Origin of the sequence: Arthrobacter sp., from assembly GCF_031988865.1 — a bacterium.
In the GTDB taxonomy this organism is placed as follows: Bacteria; Actinomycetota; Actinomycetes; order Actinomycetales; family Micrococcaceae; genus Arthrobacter_B.
This window is the reverse complement of the sequence record NZ_DALZXY010000036.1, coordinates 1-19,011: the sequence shown is the minus strand read 5'-3', so window position 1 is coordinate 19,011 and position 19,011 is coordinate 1. Positions and strand designations below refer to the sequence as shown.

Here is a 19,011-nt window from a genome sequence, read left to right as displayed (position 1 = left end):
CCACAAGCGGAGCCGGCGGCGTCGAAGTCTGCTGAGACCCAGACTTCCCCCCAGCCGTCGCCGGCTCCTTCCCTGCAGTTTCCGGTTAGGGGACGCTGAAATGGCATCGCTGAACACCAAATCCGCCCGTCCCCGGCGGGTACGGCACAACCCTCACGGCCTTCCCGTTCCTAACCCGCTTCCCACCTTCGCCCGCTCTGCCCGGACAGAGACCATCACGGAGCAGTGGGCAGCAGCCCGTCCCCGGGCCAAAGCCAAGGCGCCGGAGGATCGGTGGCGCCGCCAGTATCGGGCCGGTCTGGTCAGCACTGACTTTGTGGTGACCGTGCTGGCACTCGGCACGGGGTGGGCGGCCGTCCTCACCCTGACAAACCGGGGAGTCACAGTGGAAGCCCTGCGGCACGTGGGTTTCCTTCTCCTGCTGCTCATTGCCTGGAACGTGGGCCTGGCCGTCTACCGGACACGGGAAGAGCGGCTGCTCGGAACCGGAGCGGACGAGTACAAGCGGACGGCCACCGCCACGTTGAGGATGTTCGCCGGTGTGGCCCTGTTTATGGTGATCTTCCAGCGGGACATGCCGGGGACCGTCCTTGCGGTCTCGCTTCCCCTTGGGTTGGGCGGGCTGTTCCTGAGCCGGTGGTGCTGGCGCAAATGGCTGACCTCCCAGCGCAAACTGGGCCACTACCTCTCCCGGGTGGTGGTTTTCGGAGGGTCGGAGGACGTCGCGTATGTGGTGAAACAGGTCTCGGCCCACGCCTCCGCCGCGTACGAGGTCGCGGGTTTGGTTGTTCCAGGCGGTGCGGGGGAAGAGCTGGAAGGCGTTCTCGAATCCGGCCTTCCGCTGGCCACCGATCCAGAGGAGATCACAGAGCAGGTCCGTGAGCTGGGGGCCAATGCGGTGATCGTGGCTGGTCCGGTTCCGGGCGGAAACAGATACATCCGTGAGCTGGGCTGGCGGTTGGAGAACACCTCGACCGAACTGATCCTGGCATCAAGCCTGACGAACGTAGCCGGCCCGCGGATCCATTGGCGGCCGGTGGAAGGGCTGCCCCTGATGCATGTGGAGCTGCCGCAGTACAGCGGCGGGAAGCACTTGCTCAAGCGTTGCCTCGACATAGTCTTCGCCTCGATGGGACTGCTGGTGCTGGCGCCGGTCTTCGCCATGCTGAGCATGATCGTGCACTACGACAGTGCAGGGCCGGTGATTTTCCACCAGCAGCGCGTGGGCGTGCGGGGCCGGACGTTCCAAATGCTGAAATTCCGGTCCATGGTGATTGACGCCGAGCAGCGCCTCCCGACCCTGAAAAACCGCAACCAGGGTGCAGGGGTCCTGTTCAAGCTGAAGCAGGATCCGCGGGTAACGCGGTGCGGGCGGTGGATGCGCAGATACTCCCTCGATGAACTGCCTCAGCTGTGGAACGTGCTGCGCGGCGACATGTCCCTGGTCGGCCCGCGCCCGCCACTGCCGTCCGAGGTTAAGGGCTACCAGGGATCCACCCACCGCCGCCTCCTCATTAAACCGGGGCTGACCGGTCTGTGGCAGATCAACGGCCGCTCCAACCTTGCGTGGGACGAGTCGATTCGGCTGGATCTTTTCTACGTGGAGAACTGGTCACTGACCGGGGATCTGATGATTATGTGGCGCACTGTCAGGGTGATGGTCCGGCCTGACGGCGCGTACTGACCCCGGCGCGGGGCAAGCGGATCAGGGGACCGACGCAAACTTAGGCCAGACTCAGATGCCTTCATAACCTCACCGTGGGATGATTAGGTCAAACTTGTCTTGCGTAATGTAGCCGCAGGATGCCCGCCATCAGAGGAGTACTGATCGTGACTGTGGTTTCGACCCCCGCCACCCTGCACCACGCCGCCGGGCCCCTGGACGATGCGGAAGTGGCAAGGATCCGAAATGACTTTCCCATCCTGGACCAAACCGTCAACGGACACCGGCTGGTCTACCTGGATTCGGGTGCGACCTCGCAGAATCCGCTGAGCGTCATCGAAGCCGAGCAGGAGTTCTACGAGCAGCGCAACTCTGCTGTGCACCGCGGGGCGCATACCTTGGCCGTTGCGGCAACGGATGTCTTTGAGGAAGCCCGGAGCAAGCTCGCCGGATTCGTGGGTGCCCGGCCGGACGAGATCGTTTGGACCTCAAACGCCACGGAGGCCCTGAACCTGGTGGCCTACGCGTTCTCCAACGCTGCCGTGGGGCGCGGCGGAGCAGCCGCAAAACGCTTCGCTATTGGCGAGGGGGATGAGATCGTTGTCACCGAGATGGAGCACCACGCCAACCTCATTCCCTGGCAGGAGCTCGCAGCCCGCACCGGGGCCAGCCTAAAGTTCATCCCGGTTGACGATGACGGTGCGCTGCGCATGGAGGAAGCCGAAGCCCTGATTACGGGCCGGACCAAAATCCTGGCCTTCACCCACGCATCGAACGTACTCGGCACCATTAACCCGGTGGAGGCCCTGGTGGCCCTCGCGCGCCAGGTCGGCGCCGTCGTTGTCCTCGATGCCTGCCAGTCAGTTCCGCACCTGCCGGTGGATATAAAGGCCCTGGACGTGGATTTTGCCGCTTTTTCCGGGCATAAGATGCTGGGCCCCACCGGCATCGGGGCGCTCTATGGCAAGTCGGAACTTCTGAATGCCATGCCGCCGTTCCTGACCGGCGGATCCATGATCACCACCGTGACCATGGACAAGGCTGAGTATCTGCCCGCTCCGCAGCGTTTCGAAGCGGGTACCCAGCGCATTTCCCAGGCGATGGCCCTGGGCACAGCTGTCGATTACCTGCAGGAGACCGGGATGGAACGTATCCATGCCTGGGAAAGGACCCTGGGCCAGCGGCTCGTGTCAGGCCTGGAATCGATCGAGGGGATCCGGGTGCTGGGACCCCGTCCTGGAACGGACCGCATCGGACTGGCAGCCTTCGATGTGGACGGCGTCCACTCCCACGATGTCGGCCAGTTCCTTGATGACAAGGGCATCGCGGTGCGTGTGGGTCACCACTGCGCGCAGCCGCTTCACCGGCGGCTTGGCCTGGTCTCCACCACCCGGGCCAGCACATACCTCTATAACACCACTGAGGACGTCGACGCTTTCCTGGCCGCTGTGGCCGGCGTCCGTCCGTTCTTTGGAGTGAAGTAATGAGCGCCGAACTGCAGCAGCTGTATCAGCAGATCATCCTGGAACACGCCAAAGCCCGGCACGGCGATGGACTGGCGGATCCGCCGCCCGGGGCGCTCTCGGGCGAATCGCACCAGCTGAATCCCACCTGCGGAGATGAAATCACCCTGCGGGCCGTCCTGGACGGATCCAACGTGGACGGCATCAGCTGGGAAGGGCAGGGATGCTCGATCTCGATGGCTTCCGCCTCCGTGCTCACTGATCTGGCCGCAGGGCTGAACCAGGATGAGGTAGCTGGCCTGGTGGAGAATTTCCGTGAGGTCATGCGATCACGCGGAAGCGTGGAGGCGGACGAGGAGGTCCTTGGCGACGCCGCGGCGTTCTCCGGCGTCGCGCGCTACCCGGCCCGCGTCAAGTGCGCGATGCTGGCGTGGGTTGCGCTGGAAGAAGCGATGCAGGCCGCGAAGTAGCCGCCGGCTGCCGCGTCACGCTTAGACGGATTGCTGAAGACCTTCGGGCTGCAGGGGCAGCTCCACCCGGAAGGTCGTCCCCTCACCGGGCTGGGACGTGAGGCTGATCTGCCCGCCGTGCGCCTCAATGATGTCCTTAGTGATGCCCAGCCCGAGTCCAACACCGGGAATCCCCGCTTTCTTGACGGCGGCGGCGCGGAAGAACCGGTTAAAGACCTCATCCTGCTCGGCCTCGCTCATCCCCATGCCTTCGTCTTCGACTTCCAGCACGGCGCACCTGTCGCCCAGTCCCACCCGGATGGTGACTGTCCCTCCGCCGGGGGAATACTTAATTGCGTTCGAGACCAGGTTATCCAGGACCTGCTGGACGCGGGTGGAATCGAAGAACCCACGGACGTCGGACGGCGCATCGACCTCCAGCCGAAGGCCTGCGGTTTGGGCCCGGGGGGCGGCGGAGTCAGCGGCTGACATGGCAAGGTCTCGCAAGGACAGTTCGCCAGGCTCCAGATGAATGGTGTCCGAGACGGTGGTGAGCAGGCCGGCAACGAGCACCAGCAGGCGCTCGGCATTGCGCAGGGAAACGGACAGGGAAGTCTGCAGTGTTGCGGAGAGGTCCTCGTCTTCAGCCTCAGACACCGCGAGGTCCAGATAGCCGATGATCGAGGTTAATGGCGTGCGCAGTTCGTGGGAAACACTCGCCACGAAGTCTTCCTTGGCGCGCAGCGCGCACAGCATTTCTGTAACGTCACTGAATGCGACGACGGACCCGTTATATTCTCCGTTCTCGTCGTTCAGCGGCCGGGCGGAGACCGCCATGGCACGCTGTTCTGTTCCACGGCCCACCCAGATGATGCAGTCCGAATACGCCTCACGGCGCTGCGCGCGTGCGAGGGGGCGGTCAGCTGCGGGCAGGAGAGTGCAGCCGTCCTGCGCATAGACAAACATGTCGGATTCCGCCCAGCGGTCGGAGTCCGGAGGCACAGCGAGCTGATGGGTCGCTAGCTGCTGGTTGTTCATCAGCATCACATGCCCGTCCTTGGCCAAGACAACGACGCCGACATCGATCGTATCCAGCACGGCGTCGAGAAGCCGGGCCCTCCGGCGGCTGTCCTGCAGGCTCTGCTTAAGCGCCTGGTCTTTCTCTTCGAGCGTCGTCTGCTGGAGAGCGGCGTCCTGCACGGTTATGGCGGCAGCCAGATAAACCAGGATCATGATCAGCGGCACCAGGGCCGGCTGCAGCAGGTCAGCGGGGGCCGCCTCAGGATTTCCGAGCAGCGGTGACCAGACAATCAGCAGCGCGCCGGCGACTGCAATCAGCCCTGCCGGGCGGGGAGCGACGCCGGACCAGGCCAGCCAGAGGACAGGGAACACTGCAAGGGCGGTCATTCCCGGGACCTCGGGCTCAACGCTGCGATAGAGGAGCGCGATGCCACCAAAATCCAGAATTGGAATAATCCAATAAGCCGGCTGTCTAAATCGGTCCCACGGGACAGCTATAGACAATATCGATAAAACTGTGATCAAACCCATGCCGATTAGGAACTCGGCCTCTGAATAAGCTTCAGGTTTGGTCGCGTAAACGATTGGCAGCAAAAGGACAACGGCACCGGCAAGAGGCGACTGGCTCAGGGCCACCCGAAGACGCAGCGGCAGCATGTAGAACGCCCTGCGCCGTCCGCCGACGGACAGCGGCCGGTCCTTGAATCTGGACATTGGCCCGGTTACCTCGCATTTTTGCCGTGAATGAAGTCCTCAGTTTATGCGCCTAGGCTGTAGGATGCCGAATAAGGGGAGCGGGGTACAGCAGGTCTCGCAGGACAGGGAAAACCAGAAAAGTATGGAAACACAGCGCGTAGCCGTCATTATTGAGGATGACAAAGACATTCGTGACCTACTGCATGCAGTACTCCAGCAGTCGGGTTTTGAAGTCCATGTGAGTCCTACCGGCGCCGAAGGCGTCGAAGCGGTCCGCAGCCACAATCCGACAGTCGTCACGCTGGATCTGGGCCTGCCCGATATCGACGGCTTTGAAGTCATCCGGCAGCTGCGCCTCTTCAGCGATGCCTACATTGTGATGCTCACTGCCCGGGCCGAGGAGCTGGACACTCTGATGGGCCTGGAAGCCGGAGCAGACGATTACATCACCAAGCCCTTCCGGCCGCGTGAGCTGCGCGCCCGGATTTCCGCGATGATGCGCCGGCCCCGCAAGGACGAGGCTGCTCCTTCACCTGCCGCTGTACCGGCACCTGAGGTGGCGCCTGCCCCCGAGGCCCCCCAGCATGGGGCGGACAGCGATGTCTTCCAGCACAACGGCTTGGTGCTCGACGCCGGGACGCGGACTACGCAGTTGGCCGGAAGCGATGTGGATCTCACCCGCACGGAATTCGACCTGCTGCACGCACTCCTGGAAAGCGGCCGGCGCGTGCGGAGCAAAACGGACCTGGTCCGCCGCCTGCGTGGCGAAGACTACGACACCGGGTCCTACATCAGTGACTCCGACGAACGCACGATTGAAGTCCATGTCGGTAACGTGCGGCGGAAATTGGGCGATGACTCCCGCTCGCCGCGTTGGCTGGAAACCGTCCGCGGTGTGGGCTACCGGCTTGCTCCGGCGCAGTAAGCCCGGACGCAGGACGGTTCCGGGGCAATTTTCCGTGCCCGCCTGAAAACCGGCACCGTTTAATCCGGACGTTCCCTAGCGCGCTGGAAACGTCTGGCTGAGGTGCAGCAGGGTCTCTTCACCGCACAGCTGGATCGGTTCGATCAGCGAGGACAGGCCGCAGAAGTCGGCGTTGCGGACCATCTCCTGGGCAAGCGAAGCGAGAGCAGCGAGGCGCTCCGCTCCGGCCATCTGGCTGGAAATCTTGATGCTCAGCACCACATCCATGGCGCCGGGGAAATCTGCTTCATCCAGTGCCGAGACGAGACGGGAAAAACGTCCGGCCCACATATCGATGTAGTTCCCGACAAACTGCCGGCAGGTTTCTGGGCCCATCTGCTCGCTGAGTTCGCGCAGCACCCGGGTGGAGACCAGGGTTTGGGAGGACGGGCGTTCGGTCACGGCGATCATACCGGCACTGGCGGAGTCGGAGCAGCACCGCAGGCGCGGGTGGCGCAGCCTGACGGCGCAGTCTGGCGGGGAGACATGGGGATCCTCCTGGGTGGGCAGCATTCCCCTTGTGGGGGACATGGGGTGTTCAATGCTGCCAACTCTGGCAGGGCAAGCTCAGGAACTGTCCCCGCGCAGGCTCAAGATCACGGAAATTTTGCCAGTCTGCTGCCTAGCCAAGAAGGTGTTAACGCACGACGCCGGCACCTGGGCGGGTGCCGGCGTCGTGCGTTCCGAAAAGCCGGGTGCGGCTCTTACGGCACTAGTCTGCGATGTAGAAGAGGCGCTTGTTGACGAACTCATCCATGCCGAGCGGGCCAAGTTCGCGGCCGTAACCGGAGCGCTTTACGCCGCCGAACGGGATGTCGGCACCTTCGCCAACGCCGTTCACGTTAGCCATGCCGACCTCCAGCTGCGCGGCCGCCCGCCGCGCGCGGTCCTCATCAGTGGAGAAGACAGCGCCGCCGAGGCCGTAGTCGGAGTCGTTGGCGAGCTTAACGGCTTCTTCGTCGCTGGAAACCTTGTACACCACGGCCACCGGGCCGAAGAGTTCTTCCCGGTAGGCGCGCATCTTCGGGGTTACACCCGTGAGGACTGCCGGGGCGAAGTAAGCCCCGGGTCCGTCCTGCAGGGTGCCGCCGGCATGCAGTGTAGCGCCCTTGCTGACGGCGTCCTGGACCTGTTCGGCGAGCCCCTCGGCTGCGGTCCTGGAGGAGAGCGGGGTGTAGGTGCCCTCGGCTCCTTCGGCCGGGTTGCCGGGCTTGAGGTCCTTCGCGAGGTTGGTCAGCTCGGCCACGAAGTCGTCGAAGATGTCCTCCATAACGATCATGCGTTTGTTGGAGTTGCAGGCCTGACCCGTGTTCTCGTTGCGGATAGCCCATGCCTGGCCGGCAGCTGCCTTCACATCGTCGGTGTCGAGCACCACATAGGGGTCGGACCCGCCCAGTTCCAGCACAACCTTCTTCAGGTTCTTGCCGGCGAGCTGGCCAATGATTGCGCCGGCACGCTCGGAGCCGGTCAGCGAAACGCCCTGGATGCGCGGATCAGCGATGATATCCGCGATCTGGTCGTAGTTGGCGAAGACGTTGGTGTAGACACCTGCGGGCACACCGGCGTCGTCCATGATTTTCTGGATCGCCAGTGCGGACTTCGGGCAGGATTCTGCGTGCTTGAGGATGATCGTGTTGCCCAGCATCAGGTTTGGCGCCGCGAACCGGGCCACCTGGTAGTAAGGGAAGTTCCACGGCATGATGCCCAGCAGCGGGCCGACCGGGAGCTTCTGGATCATGGCACGGCCGCCGCCGATCGCCTTGATTTCCTGGTCCGCTGCCAGTCCGGGACCTTCAGTGGCGAAGTAGCTGAAAATGTCCGTGCAGAACTCCGCCTCACCCTTGGCCTCGGCGAGCGGCTTGCCCATTTCCTCGGTGATAATGGCGCCCAGTTCATCCATGCGTTCGGTGAAAAGTTCACCCACCCGGGCTACGATCCGGCTCCGCTCTTCGATGGGAACTTCGCGCCAGGACTCGAACGCCGCCTGTGAAGCTGCCAGGGCCTCCTGGATCTCGGCGTCGGTGGCCGTGGGGAATTCCTCGCCCTGTTCACCGGTAGCGGGATTCACTACCCGGTAGGACCTGGCCGTTGTATTGGAAGTGGTGCTCACGTCCGTACTCCTTACGCATGTATGTGGGTTATGCCATCATGCCGCGAAATTGCCTTCAGGGTAAACAAATCGCCTGTTGGTGACGCGGTGGGCGAACGCAGGCAGGGTATGGGCCCCGTCTGCATCCGCACACGCTAGAGTTCTGCTCCACTTTCGGGCCTCTTTCGCCCGGTATTGAAGGCATAAACGGCGACGGTGCCCAGTGCCGCCCCAAGAGTGTTTGCCATGACATCCTGCGGAGTAGCGAAACGTTCCGGAAGAAGCAGGGCCTGGCCCGTTTCCACCCCGGCGGATAGGCAAAACCCCGCTAAAGCGGCCAGCCAGGTCCAGCGCGGGCTTAGCCAGGCTCCCACCAGGAGCCCCAACGGGACGAACAGCACCACGTTCGCAGCAGCTTCCACGAGTCCGTAGTCCACCCACCGCGGGATACCTGCGGTGTGCAGCAGGTCCAGGAACCGCTGCAGTGCCGCGCCCGCACCTCCACGGTCCACCGGGGAAGGTGCGAAGACGATGGCGGAGAGTGCGCCGAAGTAGAGCGCGGAGGCGGCGGCCAACCACGGCCGGAGCCGGGATTTGGTGCCGCGTTCGGGTCGATCCATGCCTGCTCGCCTTCCGGATTCAGGTCCCCACCCGTGTCCAGCACCGGCTGGAGGACCAGGTTGCGCAGATGTTGAGGGCGCCTTGTGGGCGCCTTGAGCATTGTCCCAATGTTTTCAGAACCCTGTGCCAAGACTGGCCGGTTTCTTGAGTTGGGGGTTGGAGAGTAGTTCCAGCGGCAGGGGAACACCCCAGGCCGAACAGCTTTCACAAGGAACAAGGGGAACACAATGAACAAGATGGCAAAAGGCGCACTGGCAACCGGCGTAGGCGTGGCACTGCTCCTCGGCGGCGGCGGAACCCTGGCGGTCTGGAACCAGAGCGCATCGGCCAACGCCGGTACGATCGTGGCCGGCGACCTGAACCTGGTAGCTGCCAAGGGCGTGTGGACGAACGCCAAGGGCACCATCGTGGATCCCGCCAGCTACAAGGTGGTTCCGGGTGACGTGCTGACGTACACCCAGACCCTGGATGTCACCCTGGTGGGCGATCTCATGAACGCCAAACTGACCCTCAGTGGCGCGGCCAGTGCCTTCCAGAATGCCCAGGTCTCCCCGATCGAGCTCAAGGGCGCTACCGCAGGAGGCGTTCTCAACGCAGCCAGCCTGACCCCGGCGACTATTCCGGCAGACAAGAAGGTCACGGCCTCCACCAAGTTCACCTTCAACTCGGCCACCACCGGCCGCGACGACGTCAACAAGACGGCTGACTTCACCAACCTGAGCTACTCCCTGGAGCAGATCGCCCCGAAGTAACAGGGCACCGCACCATCTTGTTCTAACCCCTGGCTGTGCGCGGCGCGCACGCTCCGCGCACAGCCTGTTCCCCTTGGAGACGGACTTCATGAAAAGCCTACGAGCACTGAAAGCGGCAGGACTGATCTTCGCCGCCATGGCGCTCGGGCTGATGACCGCCCAGGGGAGCTATGCAGTGTGGAATGCCGGGGCAACCGCCGCTGCCGGCACCGTCCAGGCAGCTGGCTTCGACGTCGAAATGGACAATGGAAGCGGCGCAGCCGTCCTCATGACCCAGAACGACGGCAGCCAGGGCACCGTTGCCCTGAACGTTGGCACTGTCAACGCCGGAGCTTCCTCCTTTACGGCCGTCAAGCTCACCAACAACTCCGATGCCGGCGGCGATTTCACCATCCGCGCTTCGGTCGCTGGTTCTCCACAGTTCTCCGCCCCTGGCAACCTGTGGACCATTCAGCACCGTGCCGCACCGGGAGGAAACCCCGCATCTTGCAATGCCGCTCTCTTCGCCGGAACCCAGGACCAGACGGTGGACATCCCCAAGGGGAGCTCGGGAATTATCTGTTTCCAAGTGTCCCTGGCCGCCTCGGCCAACATCCAGGGGCAGGTAACCACAATCTCCGTCCCGCTCTCAGCCGCACAAGTAGGTTAGGAATCTCATGTCAATTGGAACCAGCACCCCCTCGCCGGCAACCCGGGCACTGAAGCTCGCCGGAACCGCGCTGAGCCTGGCCGCCATGACCGTGGCAGCCCTCGCTGCCCTCGTATTGATCATCTTCCCCCTGCTGACCGGCTCCCAGACCTACTCGGTGCTGACCAGTTCCATGGCTCCGAACTACGCTCCCGGTACCTTCCTGGTCGTCAAGCCGACGCCGGCGGACGCCCTCAAGACCGGTGACGTGATCACGTACCAGATCGAATCCGGCAAACCCACAGTCATCACCCACCGGATCACCGGCGTCGGCGCCGGCCAAAACGGCGAGCGCGTCTTCACCACCAAGGGCGATAACAATGACCTGGCAGATGCCGCCCCGGTCACCGAAGTCCAGATCCGCGGCAAGCTCTCCTACGCCGTCCCGCTTGTCGGTTTCGTGGCCAACGGGCTGGGCAACAGCGACCGCGGTGCGATCGCGCAGTGGGGTGCGGTTGGCCTGCTCGGTTACGGGATTGTGCTGCTGGTCCGCGGCAGCCTCGAGAAGAAGCGCAAGAAGTCCGAACCCGAGGTTGAGGCCGTACTGCTGGATCTGCCGGCCCGGGAGCAGAGCTTTGGCCTGAACCCCCATGGCTCCCACAGCCACACGGGGTTCAGCAACGACCCGGTGCTGCGCGAGTGTGACCACTGCGACCACGGTGCTTCCCCCTTCCACCCGGTCGCAGCTCCAAAGACCGTGGCAGTCTGATGCAATCCTCCAGCCGGACCAGGGTGCCCCTGGGCGCCCGGGCCCGCCTGGCCCGCGGCCTGCTGGCCGTTGCTTCCGTGGCAGCAGCCTCCCTCGCCGCTGCTCCCGCCGCGCACGCGGCTGACGACTTTCTGCAGATCAGCTTGGACGGCACGACCTACGGCAGTTCGGCCAGCGGATCGGTCTTCGCAGACGGTGTCCTGATGGTGCCCGGAGCCACGACCACAGGGTCAATCTGGGTACGCAATACCGGTTCCGAGCAGGCCTTCCTCACCGCAGCAGCGGTCAGCACTGCGATGGACGCGGAGCTTTCCGGTTACTTGGCTGTCGGCTCCACTGGCCTGGGAACGTTTCCCACCGGCACGGCCTTGACCGGCGCGGCAGGGACCTGCACGGAGCTGGAGCTGGCCCTTGCCGTTCCGGCCGGCGGAACCCGCCGAATCGAGCTCGCAGCGGGGCTGCTGCCCGAGACGCCCAACGCGGCCATGTCCAAACAGGGCAGCTTCGACATCCTATTCCTGCTCGATTCCGCCGGGGCAGGCCGACCCGCCTGCGACGCGCTCACAGCACCGGAACGCCCCATAGAGCTGCCGTCCCTGGGCACAGGCCCGGGACAGTTCAACGCGGCACCACCCATCGCTGTCTCCGGAGCTTCCACCGCCTTTGTCGCCGGAACACCCGCTGCGGCACCGGCCACACCCGGAGGAGGTGGAGCGGCCGCGGTTCCCCGTTCCGGTGGCGCCGAACGCTCCGGCAACACGGGCTCACCAGACGGCATCGCACCGGCGTCGTTCATCGAGAGTACGGTGGAACCGATCATCCGCACCTGGCAGGGCACCTTGATGGTGCTGCTCAGCGCCGCATTCTTCGCTGCTGCAGCGGTCAGGACACGAGTTACCCGAAGGACATCATGAATCCGAACGAGCAGCCGGACCCAGCCCACGGGAAATCGGGTTGGTTCCAGCGGCTTCGGCGGCTCCCCGGTTCACGTACCGCAGCGGCGGCATTCGTCCTCACGATTGCACTGGGGGTAGGCGGCCCAGCAGCGTATGCCTGGTGGAGCCAGCAGGGCAGGGCGGAGATCAGCATCACGGCCGGTGCCCCGACCCAGCCGGCTCCGACTCCCACCCCGCCGGTTCCTTCGCCCGATCCGACTCCCACCCAGCCCGGCCCTCCGATAGTTGGCCCTGGACCGGTTCTGGCCGGATGGCCGGGAAAGCCAACGGGAAAGGCCACCTGCACGCCGTTGAAGGATTTCGACGGCCTGAGGCAGGACACAGAAATGGATACCAGGTTCGCGTGGGGAGCTCCGGTTCGAGGCACGGCGCCGACGAATTATGTGGTGCGGGTAACGTCCAACAGCCCCGGGTTCGTCTATGACCAGGTCCAGAACGTCCCCACCACGAATGCCACGTTCAAGTTCCCCCGGTCGCCATCCGCCCCAGGCAGCGGCAACGCGACTGAAGCTTCGACGCCGTACTACACCACGTACACCGTCAGGGTGATACCCATGAATGGGGACGTCGCCGGGGACCCGCTCTACTGGACTTACAAGTACGAGCATTGGAAGCTCAATAACTGCTACGACGAGCGTGGGCAGGGCAACGGACTGGGTACTGTGGGCAACACCGCGCTTACCTGCCCTGTGCCGGCCCTGACCACAGCGGGCGGCTATTCAACACTGACGCTGGCATGGCAGCCCGCCCCGGCCGCAGTCTCTTACCGGGTGACTGTTATATCGAATGGGCGAGCCACGCTCTATGGCCTGGACACGGCCACACCGGACATCCAGACGGCGCTGCGGTTCCCGAAAGCCAGCGGGGCTTACGGGCAATACACGGTTCGGGTCCAGCCGATGAACGCCAGCGGCGCGGGAGACCCCGCGTACATGACGTACCAGCTGGGGGAGTACAGTCACGAGTGCTGGAAGACCGGCAGCGAGTCGCTTTAGCGCTTCACCCGTCTTCGGCGGGTGGCAGGCACAAACCAGGGTTTGGGGGAATTCATGGGAAACGATGAAAGAGGCGTCCGGCCGCCACGGCGGCACGGCATGTTCCGGCGTCTGAGGCGGCTGCCGGGGTCCCGAACCGCGGCGGCTGCCTTTGTCCTGACGGTTGCGCTGGGGCTGGGCGCTCCGGCCGCCTACGCGTGGTGGAGCCAGCAGGGATCCGCGGCCATAACGGTGACTGCCGGTAAGCCGACGCCGACGCCGACGCCAACCCCGGAGCCCACCCCAACCTCCGCACCCACGCCAACTCCCACGCCGCCCACCACCGCCCCTGCGCCCCTGCCGGTAACTCCGACAGCCTTGACCTGTTCCCGCCCCGCTTCGGGTGGGCCCAACAACGGGGGCCGGCAGACATCAATCGCCTGGACGGCAAATGCCGCCCCGAGCGGGAGCTACACCGTGGTGGACATTGTCCTCAAGACCAAGAACGGCCAGGCCCAAACCGCCACCAGGAGCTACGCGGTGCCGGGGACAAGCGGTACGGTCCTGCTCGCTGCCCTCCCGGGAATCGAACCTTTTTTGGCAGACGCCCAGGGGAACAACACGAAGTTTGATGTCGCCGTGCGCAACGCGTGGCTTTCCTCAGCAGTCACATCACCGACCCTGCTGGGAGGCAAGGTCACCATCCAGGGGACTCCGTCCGCACCGCTCACGTACGCCGGTTTCCAGTACAAGGAAAACGGCGACTGGTTCAACTGCCCGCACGGGATCAACTGACCGGCTGCGTCAGCGTCCCTTGTCCTGCTGGCCTTCCTCGAACACGTCCGGAATGCCGTTGTTGTCCGCATCGAGGCGTTCGGCGGCTTCGAGGACGGCGTAGCGGCGGTTACGGATGGTCAGCAGGATCGAGGCCAGCACGGCCGCGAGCACGGAAGCCGCCAGAATAGCGACCTTCGCGTCGTCGTTGTGTGCCGAGCCGACTTCGAAACTGAGGTCGTTGACGAGCAGGGAGACCGTAAAGCCGATGCCGGCGAGGATGCCGATACCGGTCAGGTCCACCCACTTCACCGAATCATCCAGGCGTGCCTTGGTCACTGTGGTGAGGGCCCAGGTGGTCAGCAGGACGCCGATCGGCTTGCCCACCACGAGCCCGAGGATGATGCCGATGGCGACCGGATCGGTGAGGACGCGGCCCAAGCCATGGATTCCGCCGATCGCGACGCCGGCGGAGAAGAATGCGAAGACAGGGACAGCGAAACCGGTGGAGATGGGACGGAACCGGTGCTCGAAGATTTCCGCCAGGCCCGGCTTTTCCTCGTCGTGGGGGAGCGCTTTGCCGTCTGCACTGCGCCGGAGGACAGGAACAGCAAAGCCAAGCAGAACACCGGCGACGGTGGCATGGACACCCGAGGCGTGCATCAGGACCCAGACGGCAATCGCGAGGGGGGCAAGGAAGGCCCAGAACGGCCAGCGCCGCGTGCCGAAGAACCGGGGAGCGCGCTGGACCAGGGCGGTGAATGCCGCCAGCGGCACCAGCATCAGGAACAGCATGGTCGCGTTCACATTTTCTGAATAGAAGAGCGCGATGATCGTGATGGCGATCAGGTCATCGACCACGGCGAGCGTCAGCAGGAAGATCCGCAGCGCGCTGGGCAGGTGGGAACTGATGACGGCCAGGACCGCCAGGGCGAAGGCAATGTCGGTGGCAGTTGGAATGGCCCAGCCGCGCAGGCCATCGGATCCGGAAATCAGGTTCACAGCCACGTAGATCAGCGCTGGGACGACGACGCCGCCAAAGGCGGCCGCCACCGGGACGATGGCCTTGCTGACCTGCCGCAGATCCCCGGCCACGAACTCTTTCTTGAGTTCCAGGCCAACGAGGAAGAAGAAGATAGCCAGCAGCCCGTCGGCCGCCCATGCCCCGACAGTGAGGTCCAGATGCCACGGTTCATAGCCGAAACTGAAGTCCCGGATGTTGAAGTAGGACTCCGACGCCGGAGAGTTGGCCCAAATAAGCGCTGCAACGGTCGCGACGAGCAGCAGGATGCCGCCAACGGTTTCCTTGCGGAGGATCTCGCCTATCCGCAAGTGTTCGCCGTAGCTGGACCGGCCAAGAATGGTGCGGGACTCCCCGGAGGGCTGATGTGAGGCCATGAAGGCTCCTAAACGTAATCGGGTACGGCAAAACTACTGCCGACCAGACTTCCCGGCTCACCTTCGTCCAGCTTACCTTCCCCCGCGCCCTGCTGAACGCGGGGGAAGGAAGCGCTAGCCAGCCAGGGCGCGGACGCCGATGATCGTGGTAGCCAGCCCGAAGATGACCGCAGTGCTGATCATCATCAGATTAACGGTCATAAAGCGGGTGGGAGTGCCATTCGCGTCCCGGGCTTCCGGGGCGTTGAGCACGCGCTTGAGGAAAGGGGGCCAAACGAGGATCGACCAGAGGCCGGCCGCAATGAGGACAAAGGCCAGGGGTGCTGACAGGGACACGCGCAGTTCTCTCTTTCAGTCCGTCGCCGGGCTCAGTTGTTTTCGATCCATTTGCCGGCCTGTGAGGCCTGGATGGTCAGTGCCTTGCCGATCATGGGCTCCGCGGCCTTGGCGATCTTGTCACCCAGGAACGGGATGGACGAGGTGACGGTGCCTTCGACGTCGGTCCGCGTGCCCTCCGGAATGGCCACCATGCGCTGGACGGCATTGACCTTCAGCGGGACGCCGGCCACGGATAGGTCGATCGTTGCCGTCCGGGAGCCGTCCGCAGCCGGGGCTTCCCACGACTCCTTCTGGGTCACGGTCAGCGAGGCGCCGACGAGCTTTTTCGCCATCTCCGGAAGGCGGTCCGTGGGGAGTGACCGGACAGCCGTGAGGGTGAACGGGCCGGAGATATCGCCGTCGACCACCAGGGACACCAGCGAACCGCCGACGTGCTCGCTGATGCTGCGGACGAATCCTTCGTCCGTGAAGGTCTTGGTCAGCGTGGCGGCGTCGTAGGGCAGGGTGGTGGAAGCAGACAGGGCCATTGGGTCCTCCGATAGTTGATGTGCGGCAGATCCGGCACTGAAGTGCCCGGACCCGCCAAACATCCTAGTCGGTGAAACTGGGCCTCTTCCAAAGCGCCCTTGGCTGTCAGGGGATGGTGATGCAGCCGGCCGTCCGGTTATCAGCGGAATGGATCACGATGGACTTGCCCGATCCGTTGTCCGGGAGGACCCAGGGGGCCGTCACCGACGCATCGGCGGACCCGTCGGCATCGGTGGTGAAGTCCAGTGCCAGGCCAGCGGGCACGTTTTCACTGAGATCTTCCTGGACGTACTCCGGTCCGGCGTCCGAGGCGCTGGCCCCGCACGCCGCAGAATGCAGAACTCCCGAATAGCCGGTATCGGCGGCGAATCCCTGGACCTGCATCTCCAGGACCGTCCCCTGATCCGTTTCCCGAATGGTCAGTTCAGTTTCCGCACCGGCCGGGATCAGTCCGGAGTCGTAGGCGGTCGCAATGGCGTTCTCACACCACGGCACAAAGGCACCTTCGATCACTCCGCCCTCAAGGGCGGTGGGCGACGTCGAGGGGCAGGAGTCGGCTGCCACCGTGGTGCCCGGGCCGGCTGCTTCGCAGGAGGCCGAAGTCGCTTCGGCCCCCGTGCATCCGCTCGAATCCGGTGACGACGACGCGGACGGACTGTTGGACGCGTCGTCCTCGGTCCCGCCACTTGAACATGCAGTGAAGGTGAGGACGAGCGCAGCCAATGCAGTGAGCAGGAGCAGCGTTTTACGTACCGTTTTGCGTCCCATGGGGGCAGACCTCCGATGCGCTGGGAAATGCGGTTGCGGTGATGCCCGTGTGCCATTCCAGCGTGGCAGCCGCCAACTGGAAAATCCACAGTCGGGGCCAGTGCAGGAGGGGCGGAAACCTAGCCTACGAATCATGGAAAGGGAAGGTGCTGCCAATGGGACGGAAGAGAAAAAAGATGAATGGGGTGTGGTCGCTGGCTCCCTCTGTTAGGCCTCCGGTTCATCACCTAGCATCACCGCACGGCTTGCCTCGGGGGCGGAGCACGCCGGCCGTATCCATTCACTCGCACTCTCATAGGGGAACGATGAAATTCAGCAAATCGGCGCGCGGGGCAGCCCTCGCGGCCACGATCGTACTAGCAGTCTCGGCGGGGGCCCCGGCGGCTGTCGCAGCCCAGGTCAACTCAGGAGGCAAGGGCGGCCAGGGGGCCCAGCAGGGTCCGGGCCACAACAACGGCAAGCCGGGCAACGATAAGCCCGGCAACGGCAACGGCAACGGCAACGGCAACGGCCACGGCAATGGCAATGGCCACGGCAACGGTAACGGCAACGGCCACGGCAATCCCGGGAAATCCGATTCCGAGAAGCTGCGGGACAAAGTCACCATCAAGGGCCTGACCGGTCATCTGGCAGCGTTCCAGGCCGCGGCAGACGCCAACGGCGGCAACCGTGCGGCGGGAACGCCCGGCTACGAAGCCTCCGCCCGGTACGTGGAATCCCAGCTGCGCAAGGCCGGGTACCAGCCGTTCCGCCAGCCGTTCACCTACGAGCAGTTCCTGCTGGCCGGAGACTCCCTGTCGCAGGTGACCCCGAACCCGGTCAGCTACACCTCAGGCACCGACTACATCACGATGAGCTACTCAGGCAGCGGGGACGTCACAGCGGCCGTCACCGCCGTCGACATCAACCTCGCGGGAGACCGCGCGAACACCTCCGGCTGTGAGGCGGCGGACTTTGCGGGTTTCCCCGCAGGGAACATCGCCCTGCTGCAACGGGGCAGCTGCGCTTTCGGTGACAAGGTCGCCAACGCGGCAGCAGCTGGTGCTGCCGGCGCCGTCATCTTCAACCAGGGCAACGACGTCCCTGGTGATGACCGCACGGGGCTGATCAACGGCACGCTCGGTTCGGAGCTGTCCGCCATCCCCGCCGTAGGAACCACCTTTGCCCTTGGGGAAACCCTCGCCGGAACGGCGGGAGCGACCCTCCACCTGACCGTTGACTCCTCCATCCAGGCGACCGAGACCTTCAACATCATTGCGGATACGCCCAAGGGCGACCCAACCCGCCAGATCGTCGTCGGCGGCCACCTGGACTCGGTTGCTGAGGGCCCCGGCATCAACGACAACGGCAGCGGATCGGCCGCCGTTCTGGAAACCGCGATCCAGCTGGGCAAAACGGGGAAGTTCAAGCTTGAGAACCAGATCCGGTTCGCGTTCTGGGGCGCCGAGGAAGACGGTCTTGTCGGTTCCACCCACTACGTTTCCCAGCTCGACGAGACAGGCATCGCCAATACGCTGCTCAACCTGAACTTCGACATGGTTGGCTCCACCAACTTCGTCCGCTTCGTCTACGACGGTGATGGCGATGCGTTCGGCAGTTCCGGTCCCGCTGGGTCGGACACGATCGAAGGAGTCTTCCAGGACTACTTCACCTCGGAAGGACTTGCGACGGCGCCCACGGAGTTCGATGGCCGCTCGGATTATCTGGCGTTCATCGAGAACGGCATCCCCGCCGGTGGCTTGTTCTCCGGGGCGGAGGGCCTGAAGACCCCGGAGGAAGCAGCGATCTTCGGCGGGACGGCGGGGGTTGCCTACGACCCGTGCTATCACGCAGTGTGTGACGACCTGGGCAACATCAGTAACCAGGCAATGGGCGAGATGTCCGACGCCGTCGCCCATTCGGTGCTGACCTTCGCGCAATCGGATGCTGACATCAAGGGCGGGGCAGGGGCAGCCCGTACCGTTCCGGCGGAGCCTGAGTACAAGGGCCACGAGGCACTGCGCTAGCAGCGCTTCGCCGTCGTTAGGCAAACGCCCGGCTGGGGTTTCCCAGCCGGGCGTTTGCGTGGTGTCTTTTGTGTGTGTTGGGGAAGGACTCGGGGTCTGTGGGTGGTTACGTGCGGTGAGTGCGCAGGTGTGGCGGGCTAGCTGCCGGAGCTGG

Annotated in this window: 19 protein-coding genes; 11 read left to right on the top strand and 8 right to left on the bottom strand. The window is 64.4% G+C overall.

Annotated elements, in window-relative coordinates:
* Positions 1-100 precede the first annotated feature (100 nt).
* The 3 genes from RTN46_RS08580 to sufU all read left to right on the top strand — a co-directional run bounded on the left by RTN46_RS08580 (position 101) and on the right by sufU (position 3,596).
* On the top strand, positions 101-1,684 hold the full coding sequence (locus RTN46_RS08580; protein ID WP_312180587.1) for a sugar transferase: 1,584 nt from the start codon (positions 101-103) through the stop codon (positions 1,682-1,684).
* 146 nt (positions 1,685-1,830) lie between these two features.
* Complete coding sequence (locus RTN46_RS08575; RefSeq protein ID WP_312180585.1) at positions 1,831-3,147, top strand: cysteine desulfurase; 1,317 nt, start codon at positions 1,831-1,833, stop codon at positions 3,145-3,147.
* The gene (gene sufU / locus RTN46_RS08570) at positions 3,147-3,596 is read left to right on the top strand and encodes a Fe-S cluster assembly sulfur transfer protein SufU (protein ID WP_312180584.1); all 450 of its coding nucleotides are present in this window, start codon (positions 3,147-3,149) and stop codon (positions 3,594-3,596) included. Before RTN46_RS08575 ends, sufU begins: the two co-directional genes overlap by 1 nt.
* 21 nt (positions 3,597-3,617) lie before the next feature.
* Here the strand turns inward: sufU and RTN46_RS08565 are convergent, their stop codons facing one another.
* The gene (locus tag RTN46_RS08565; RefSeq protein WP_312180582.1) at positions 3,618-4,982 is read right to left on the bottom strand and encodes an ATP-binding protein; all 1,365 of its coding nucleotides are present in this window, start codon (positions 4,980-4,982) and stop codon (positions 3,618-3,620) included.
* A 451-nt stretch (positions 4,983-5,433) separates the two neighbouring features.
* Here RTN46_RS08565 and RTN46_RS08560 point away from each other — a divergent pair, with 451 nt between their 5' ends.
* Entirely contained in the window at positions 5,434-6,216 is a 783-nt protein-coding gene (locus tag RTN46_RS08560) for a response regulator transcription factor (RefSeq protein WP_312180581.1), read from the top strand.
* Between the two features lie 75 nt (positions 6,217-6,291).
* Here the strand turns inward: RTN46_RS08560 and RTN46_RS08555 are convergent, their stop codons facing one another.
* The 3 genes from RTN46_RS08555 to RTN46_RS08545 form a co-directional block, all read right to left on the bottom strand.
* Entirely contained in the window at positions 6,292-6,666 is a 375-nt protein-coding gene (locus RTN46_RS08555; RefSeq protein ID WP_312180579.1) for an Hpt domain-containing protein, read from the bottom strand.
* 301 nt (positions 6,667-6,967) lie between these two features.
* Complete coding sequence (locus tag RTN46_RS08550) at positions 6,968-8,365, bottom strand: NAD-dependent succinate-semialdehyde dehydrogenase (RefSeq protein ID WP_312180578.1); 1,398 nt, start codon at positions 8,363-8,365, stop codon at positions 6,968-6,970.
* Positions 8,366-8,499: 134 nt separating this feature from the next.
* Positions 8,500-8,964 carry a VanZ family protein gene (locus tag RTN46_RS08545; RefSeq protein ID WP_312180576.1) on the bottom strand — a complete coding sequence of 155 codons (465 nt, stop codon included), beginning with the start codon at positions 8,962-8,964 and terminating at the stop codon, positions 8,500-8,502.
* A 228-nt stretch (positions 8,965-9,192) separates the two neighbouring features.
* Between RTN46_RS08545 and RTN46_RS08540 the strand changes: the two genes are divergently transcribed.
* The 6 genes from RTN46_RS08540 to RTN46_RS08515 all read left to right on the top strand — a co-directional run bounded on the left by RTN46_RS08540 (position 9,193) and on the right by RTN46_RS08515 (position 13,839).
* Positions 9,193-9,717: an alternate-type signal peptide domain-containing protein gene (locus RTN46_RS08540; protein ID WP_312180575.1), complete on the top strand. Its 525-nt coding sequence runs from the start codon at positions 9,193-9,195 to the stop codon at positions 9,715-9,717.
* Between the two features lie 88 nt (positions 9,718-9,805).
* A complete protein-coding gene (locus RTN46_RS08535; protein WP_312180573.1) occupies positions 9,806-10,366 on the top strand; it encodes a hypothetical protein in 561 nt (186 codons plus the stop codon).
* 7 nt (positions 10,367-10,373) lie between these two features.
* Positions 10,374-11,114 carry a signal peptidase I gene (locus RTN46_RS08530; RefSeq protein WP_312180572.1) on the top strand — a complete coding sequence of 247 codons (741 nt, stop codon included), beginning with the start codon at positions 10,374-10,376 and terminating at the stop codon, positions 11,112-11,114.
* Positions 11,114-12,028, top strand: coding sequence for a hypothetical protein (locus RTN46_RS08525; RefSeq protein WP_312180571.1), 915 nt, complete (start codon positions 11,114-11,116; stop codon positions 12,026-12,028). Before RTN46_RS08530 ends, RTN46_RS08525 begins: the two co-directional genes overlap by 1 nt.
* Before the next feature lie 368 nt (positions 12,029-12,396).
* Positions 12,397-13,065, top strand: a complete 669-nt coding sequence (locus RTN46_RS08520; protein ID WP_312180570.1) for a hypothetical protein — start codon at positions 12,397-12,399, stop codon at positions 13,063-13,065.
* A 99-nt stretch (positions 13,066-13,164) separates the two neighbouring features.
* Positions 13,165-13,839 (top strand): hypothetical protein, encoded by a 675-nt coding sequence (locus RTN46_RS08515; RefSeq protein WP_312180569.1) that lies wholly within the window; start codon positions 13,165-13,167, stop codon positions 13,837-13,839.
* A 9-nt stretch (positions 13,840-13,848) separates the two neighbouring features.
* Here RTN46_RS08515 and nhaA read toward each other — a convergent pair whose 3' ends face one another.
* From nhaA to RTN46_RS08495, 4 genes are all read right to left on the bottom strand, one after another.
* Complete coding sequence (gene nhaA / locus RTN46_RS08510; RefSeq protein WP_312180568.1) at positions 13,849-15,216, bottom strand: Na+/H+ antiporter NhaA; 1,368 nt, start codon at positions 15,214-15,216, stop codon at positions 13,849-13,851.
* A 114-nt stretch (positions 15,217-15,330) separates the two neighbouring features.
* The gene (locus RTN46_RS08505; protein WP_312180566.1) at positions 15,331-15,552 is read right to left on the bottom strand and encodes an SCO4848 family membrane protein; all 222 of its coding nucleotides are present in this window, start codon (positions 15,550-15,552) and stop codon (positions 15,331-15,333) included.
* Between the two features lie 32 nt (positions 15,553-15,584).
* A complete protein-coding gene (locus RTN46_RS08500; protein ID WP_312180564.1) occupies positions 15,585-16,082 on the bottom strand; it encodes a DUF2505 domain-containing protein in 498 nt (165 codons plus the stop codon).
* A 106-nt stretch (positions 16,083-16,188) separates the two neighbouring features.
* Entirely contained in the window at positions 16,189-16,851 is a 663-nt protein-coding gene (locus RTN46_RS08495; RefSeq protein ID WP_312180562.1) for a hypothetical protein, read from the bottom strand.
* Positions 16,852-17,156: 305 nt separating this feature from the next.
* Between RTN46_RS08495 and RTN46_RS08490 the strand changes: the two genes are divergently transcribed.
* Positions 17,157-18,857, top strand: a complete 1,701-nt coding sequence (locus tag RTN46_RS08490) for a M28 family peptidase (RefSeq protein ID WP_312180561.1) — start codon at positions 17,157-17,159, stop codon at positions 18,855-18,857.
* Positions 18,858-19,011: the final 154 nt, after the last annotated feature.

What these genes read in the sequence shown, in the direction of transcription:
- RTN46_RS08580 (WP_312180587.1), top strand. Translation starts at nt 101, where the DNA reads ATGGCATCGCTGAACACCAAATCCGCCCGTCCCCGGCGGGTACGGCAC.
- sufU (WP_312180584.1), top strand. Translation starts at nt 3,147, where the DNA reads ATGAGCGCCGAACTGCAGCAGCTGTATCAGCAGATCATCCTGGAACAC.
- RTN46_RS08565 (WP_312180582.1), bottom strand. Translation starts at nt 4,982, where the DNA reads ATGACCGCCCTTGCAGTGTTCCCTGTCCTCTGGCTGGCCTGGTCCGGC.
- RTN46_RS08560 (WP_312180581.1), top strand. Translation starts at nt 5,434, where the DNA reads ATGGAAACACAGCGCGTAGCCGTCATTATTGAGGATGACAAAGACATT.
- RTN46_RS08555 (WP_312180579.1), bottom strand. Translation starts at nt 6,666, where the DNA reads ATGATCGCCGTGACCGAACGCCCGTCCTCCCAAACCCTGGTCTCCACC.
- RTN46_RS08545 (WP_312180576.1), bottom strand. Translation starts at nt 8,964, where the DNA reads ATGGATCGACCCGAACGCGGCACCAAATCCCGGCTCCGGCCGTGGTTG.
- RTN46_RS08540 (WP_312180575.1), top strand. Translation starts at nt 9,193, where the DNA reads ATGAACAAGATGGCAAAAGGCGCACTGGCAACCGGCGTAGGCGTGGCA.
- RTN46_RS08535 (WP_312180573.1), top strand. Translation starts at nt 9,806, where the DNA reads ATGAAAAGCCTACGAGCACTGAAAGCGGCAGGACTGATCTTCGCCGCC.
- RTN46_RS08530 (WP_312180572.1), top strand. Translation starts at nt 10,374, where the DNA reads ATGTCAATTGGAACCAGCACCCCCTCGCCGGCAACCCGGGCACTGAAG.
- RTN46_RS08525 (WP_312180571.1), top strand. Translation starts at nt 11,114, where the DNA reads ATGCAATCCTCCAGCCGGACCAGGGTGCCCCTGGGCGCCCGGGCCCGC.
- RTN46_RS08520 (WP_312180570.1), top strand. Translation starts at nt 12,397, where the DNA reads ATGGATACCAGGTTCGCGTGGGGAGCTCCGGTTCGAGGCACGGCGCCG.
- RTN46_RS08515 (WP_312180569.1), top strand. Translation starts at nt 13,165, where the DNA reads ATGTTCCGGCGTCTGAGGCGGCTGCCGGGGTCCCGAACCGCGGCGGCT.
- nhaA (WP_312180568.1), bottom strand. Translation starts at nt 15,216, where the DNA reads ATGGCCTCACATCAGCCCTCCGGGGAGTCCCGCACCATTCTTGGCCGG.
- RTN46_RS08500 (WP_312180564.1), bottom strand. Translation starts at nt 16,082, where the DNA reads ATGGCCCTGTCTGCTTCCACCACCCTGCCCTACGACGCCGCCACGCTG.
- RTN46_RS08495 (WP_312180562.1), bottom strand. Translation starts at nt 16,851, where the DNA reads ATGGGACGCAAAACGGTACGTAAAACGCTGCTCCTGCTCACTGCATTG.
- RTN46_RS08490 (WP_312180561.1), top strand. Translation starts at nt 17,157, where the DNA reads ATGAAATTCAGCAAATCGGCGCGCGGGGCAGCCCTCGCGGCCACGATC.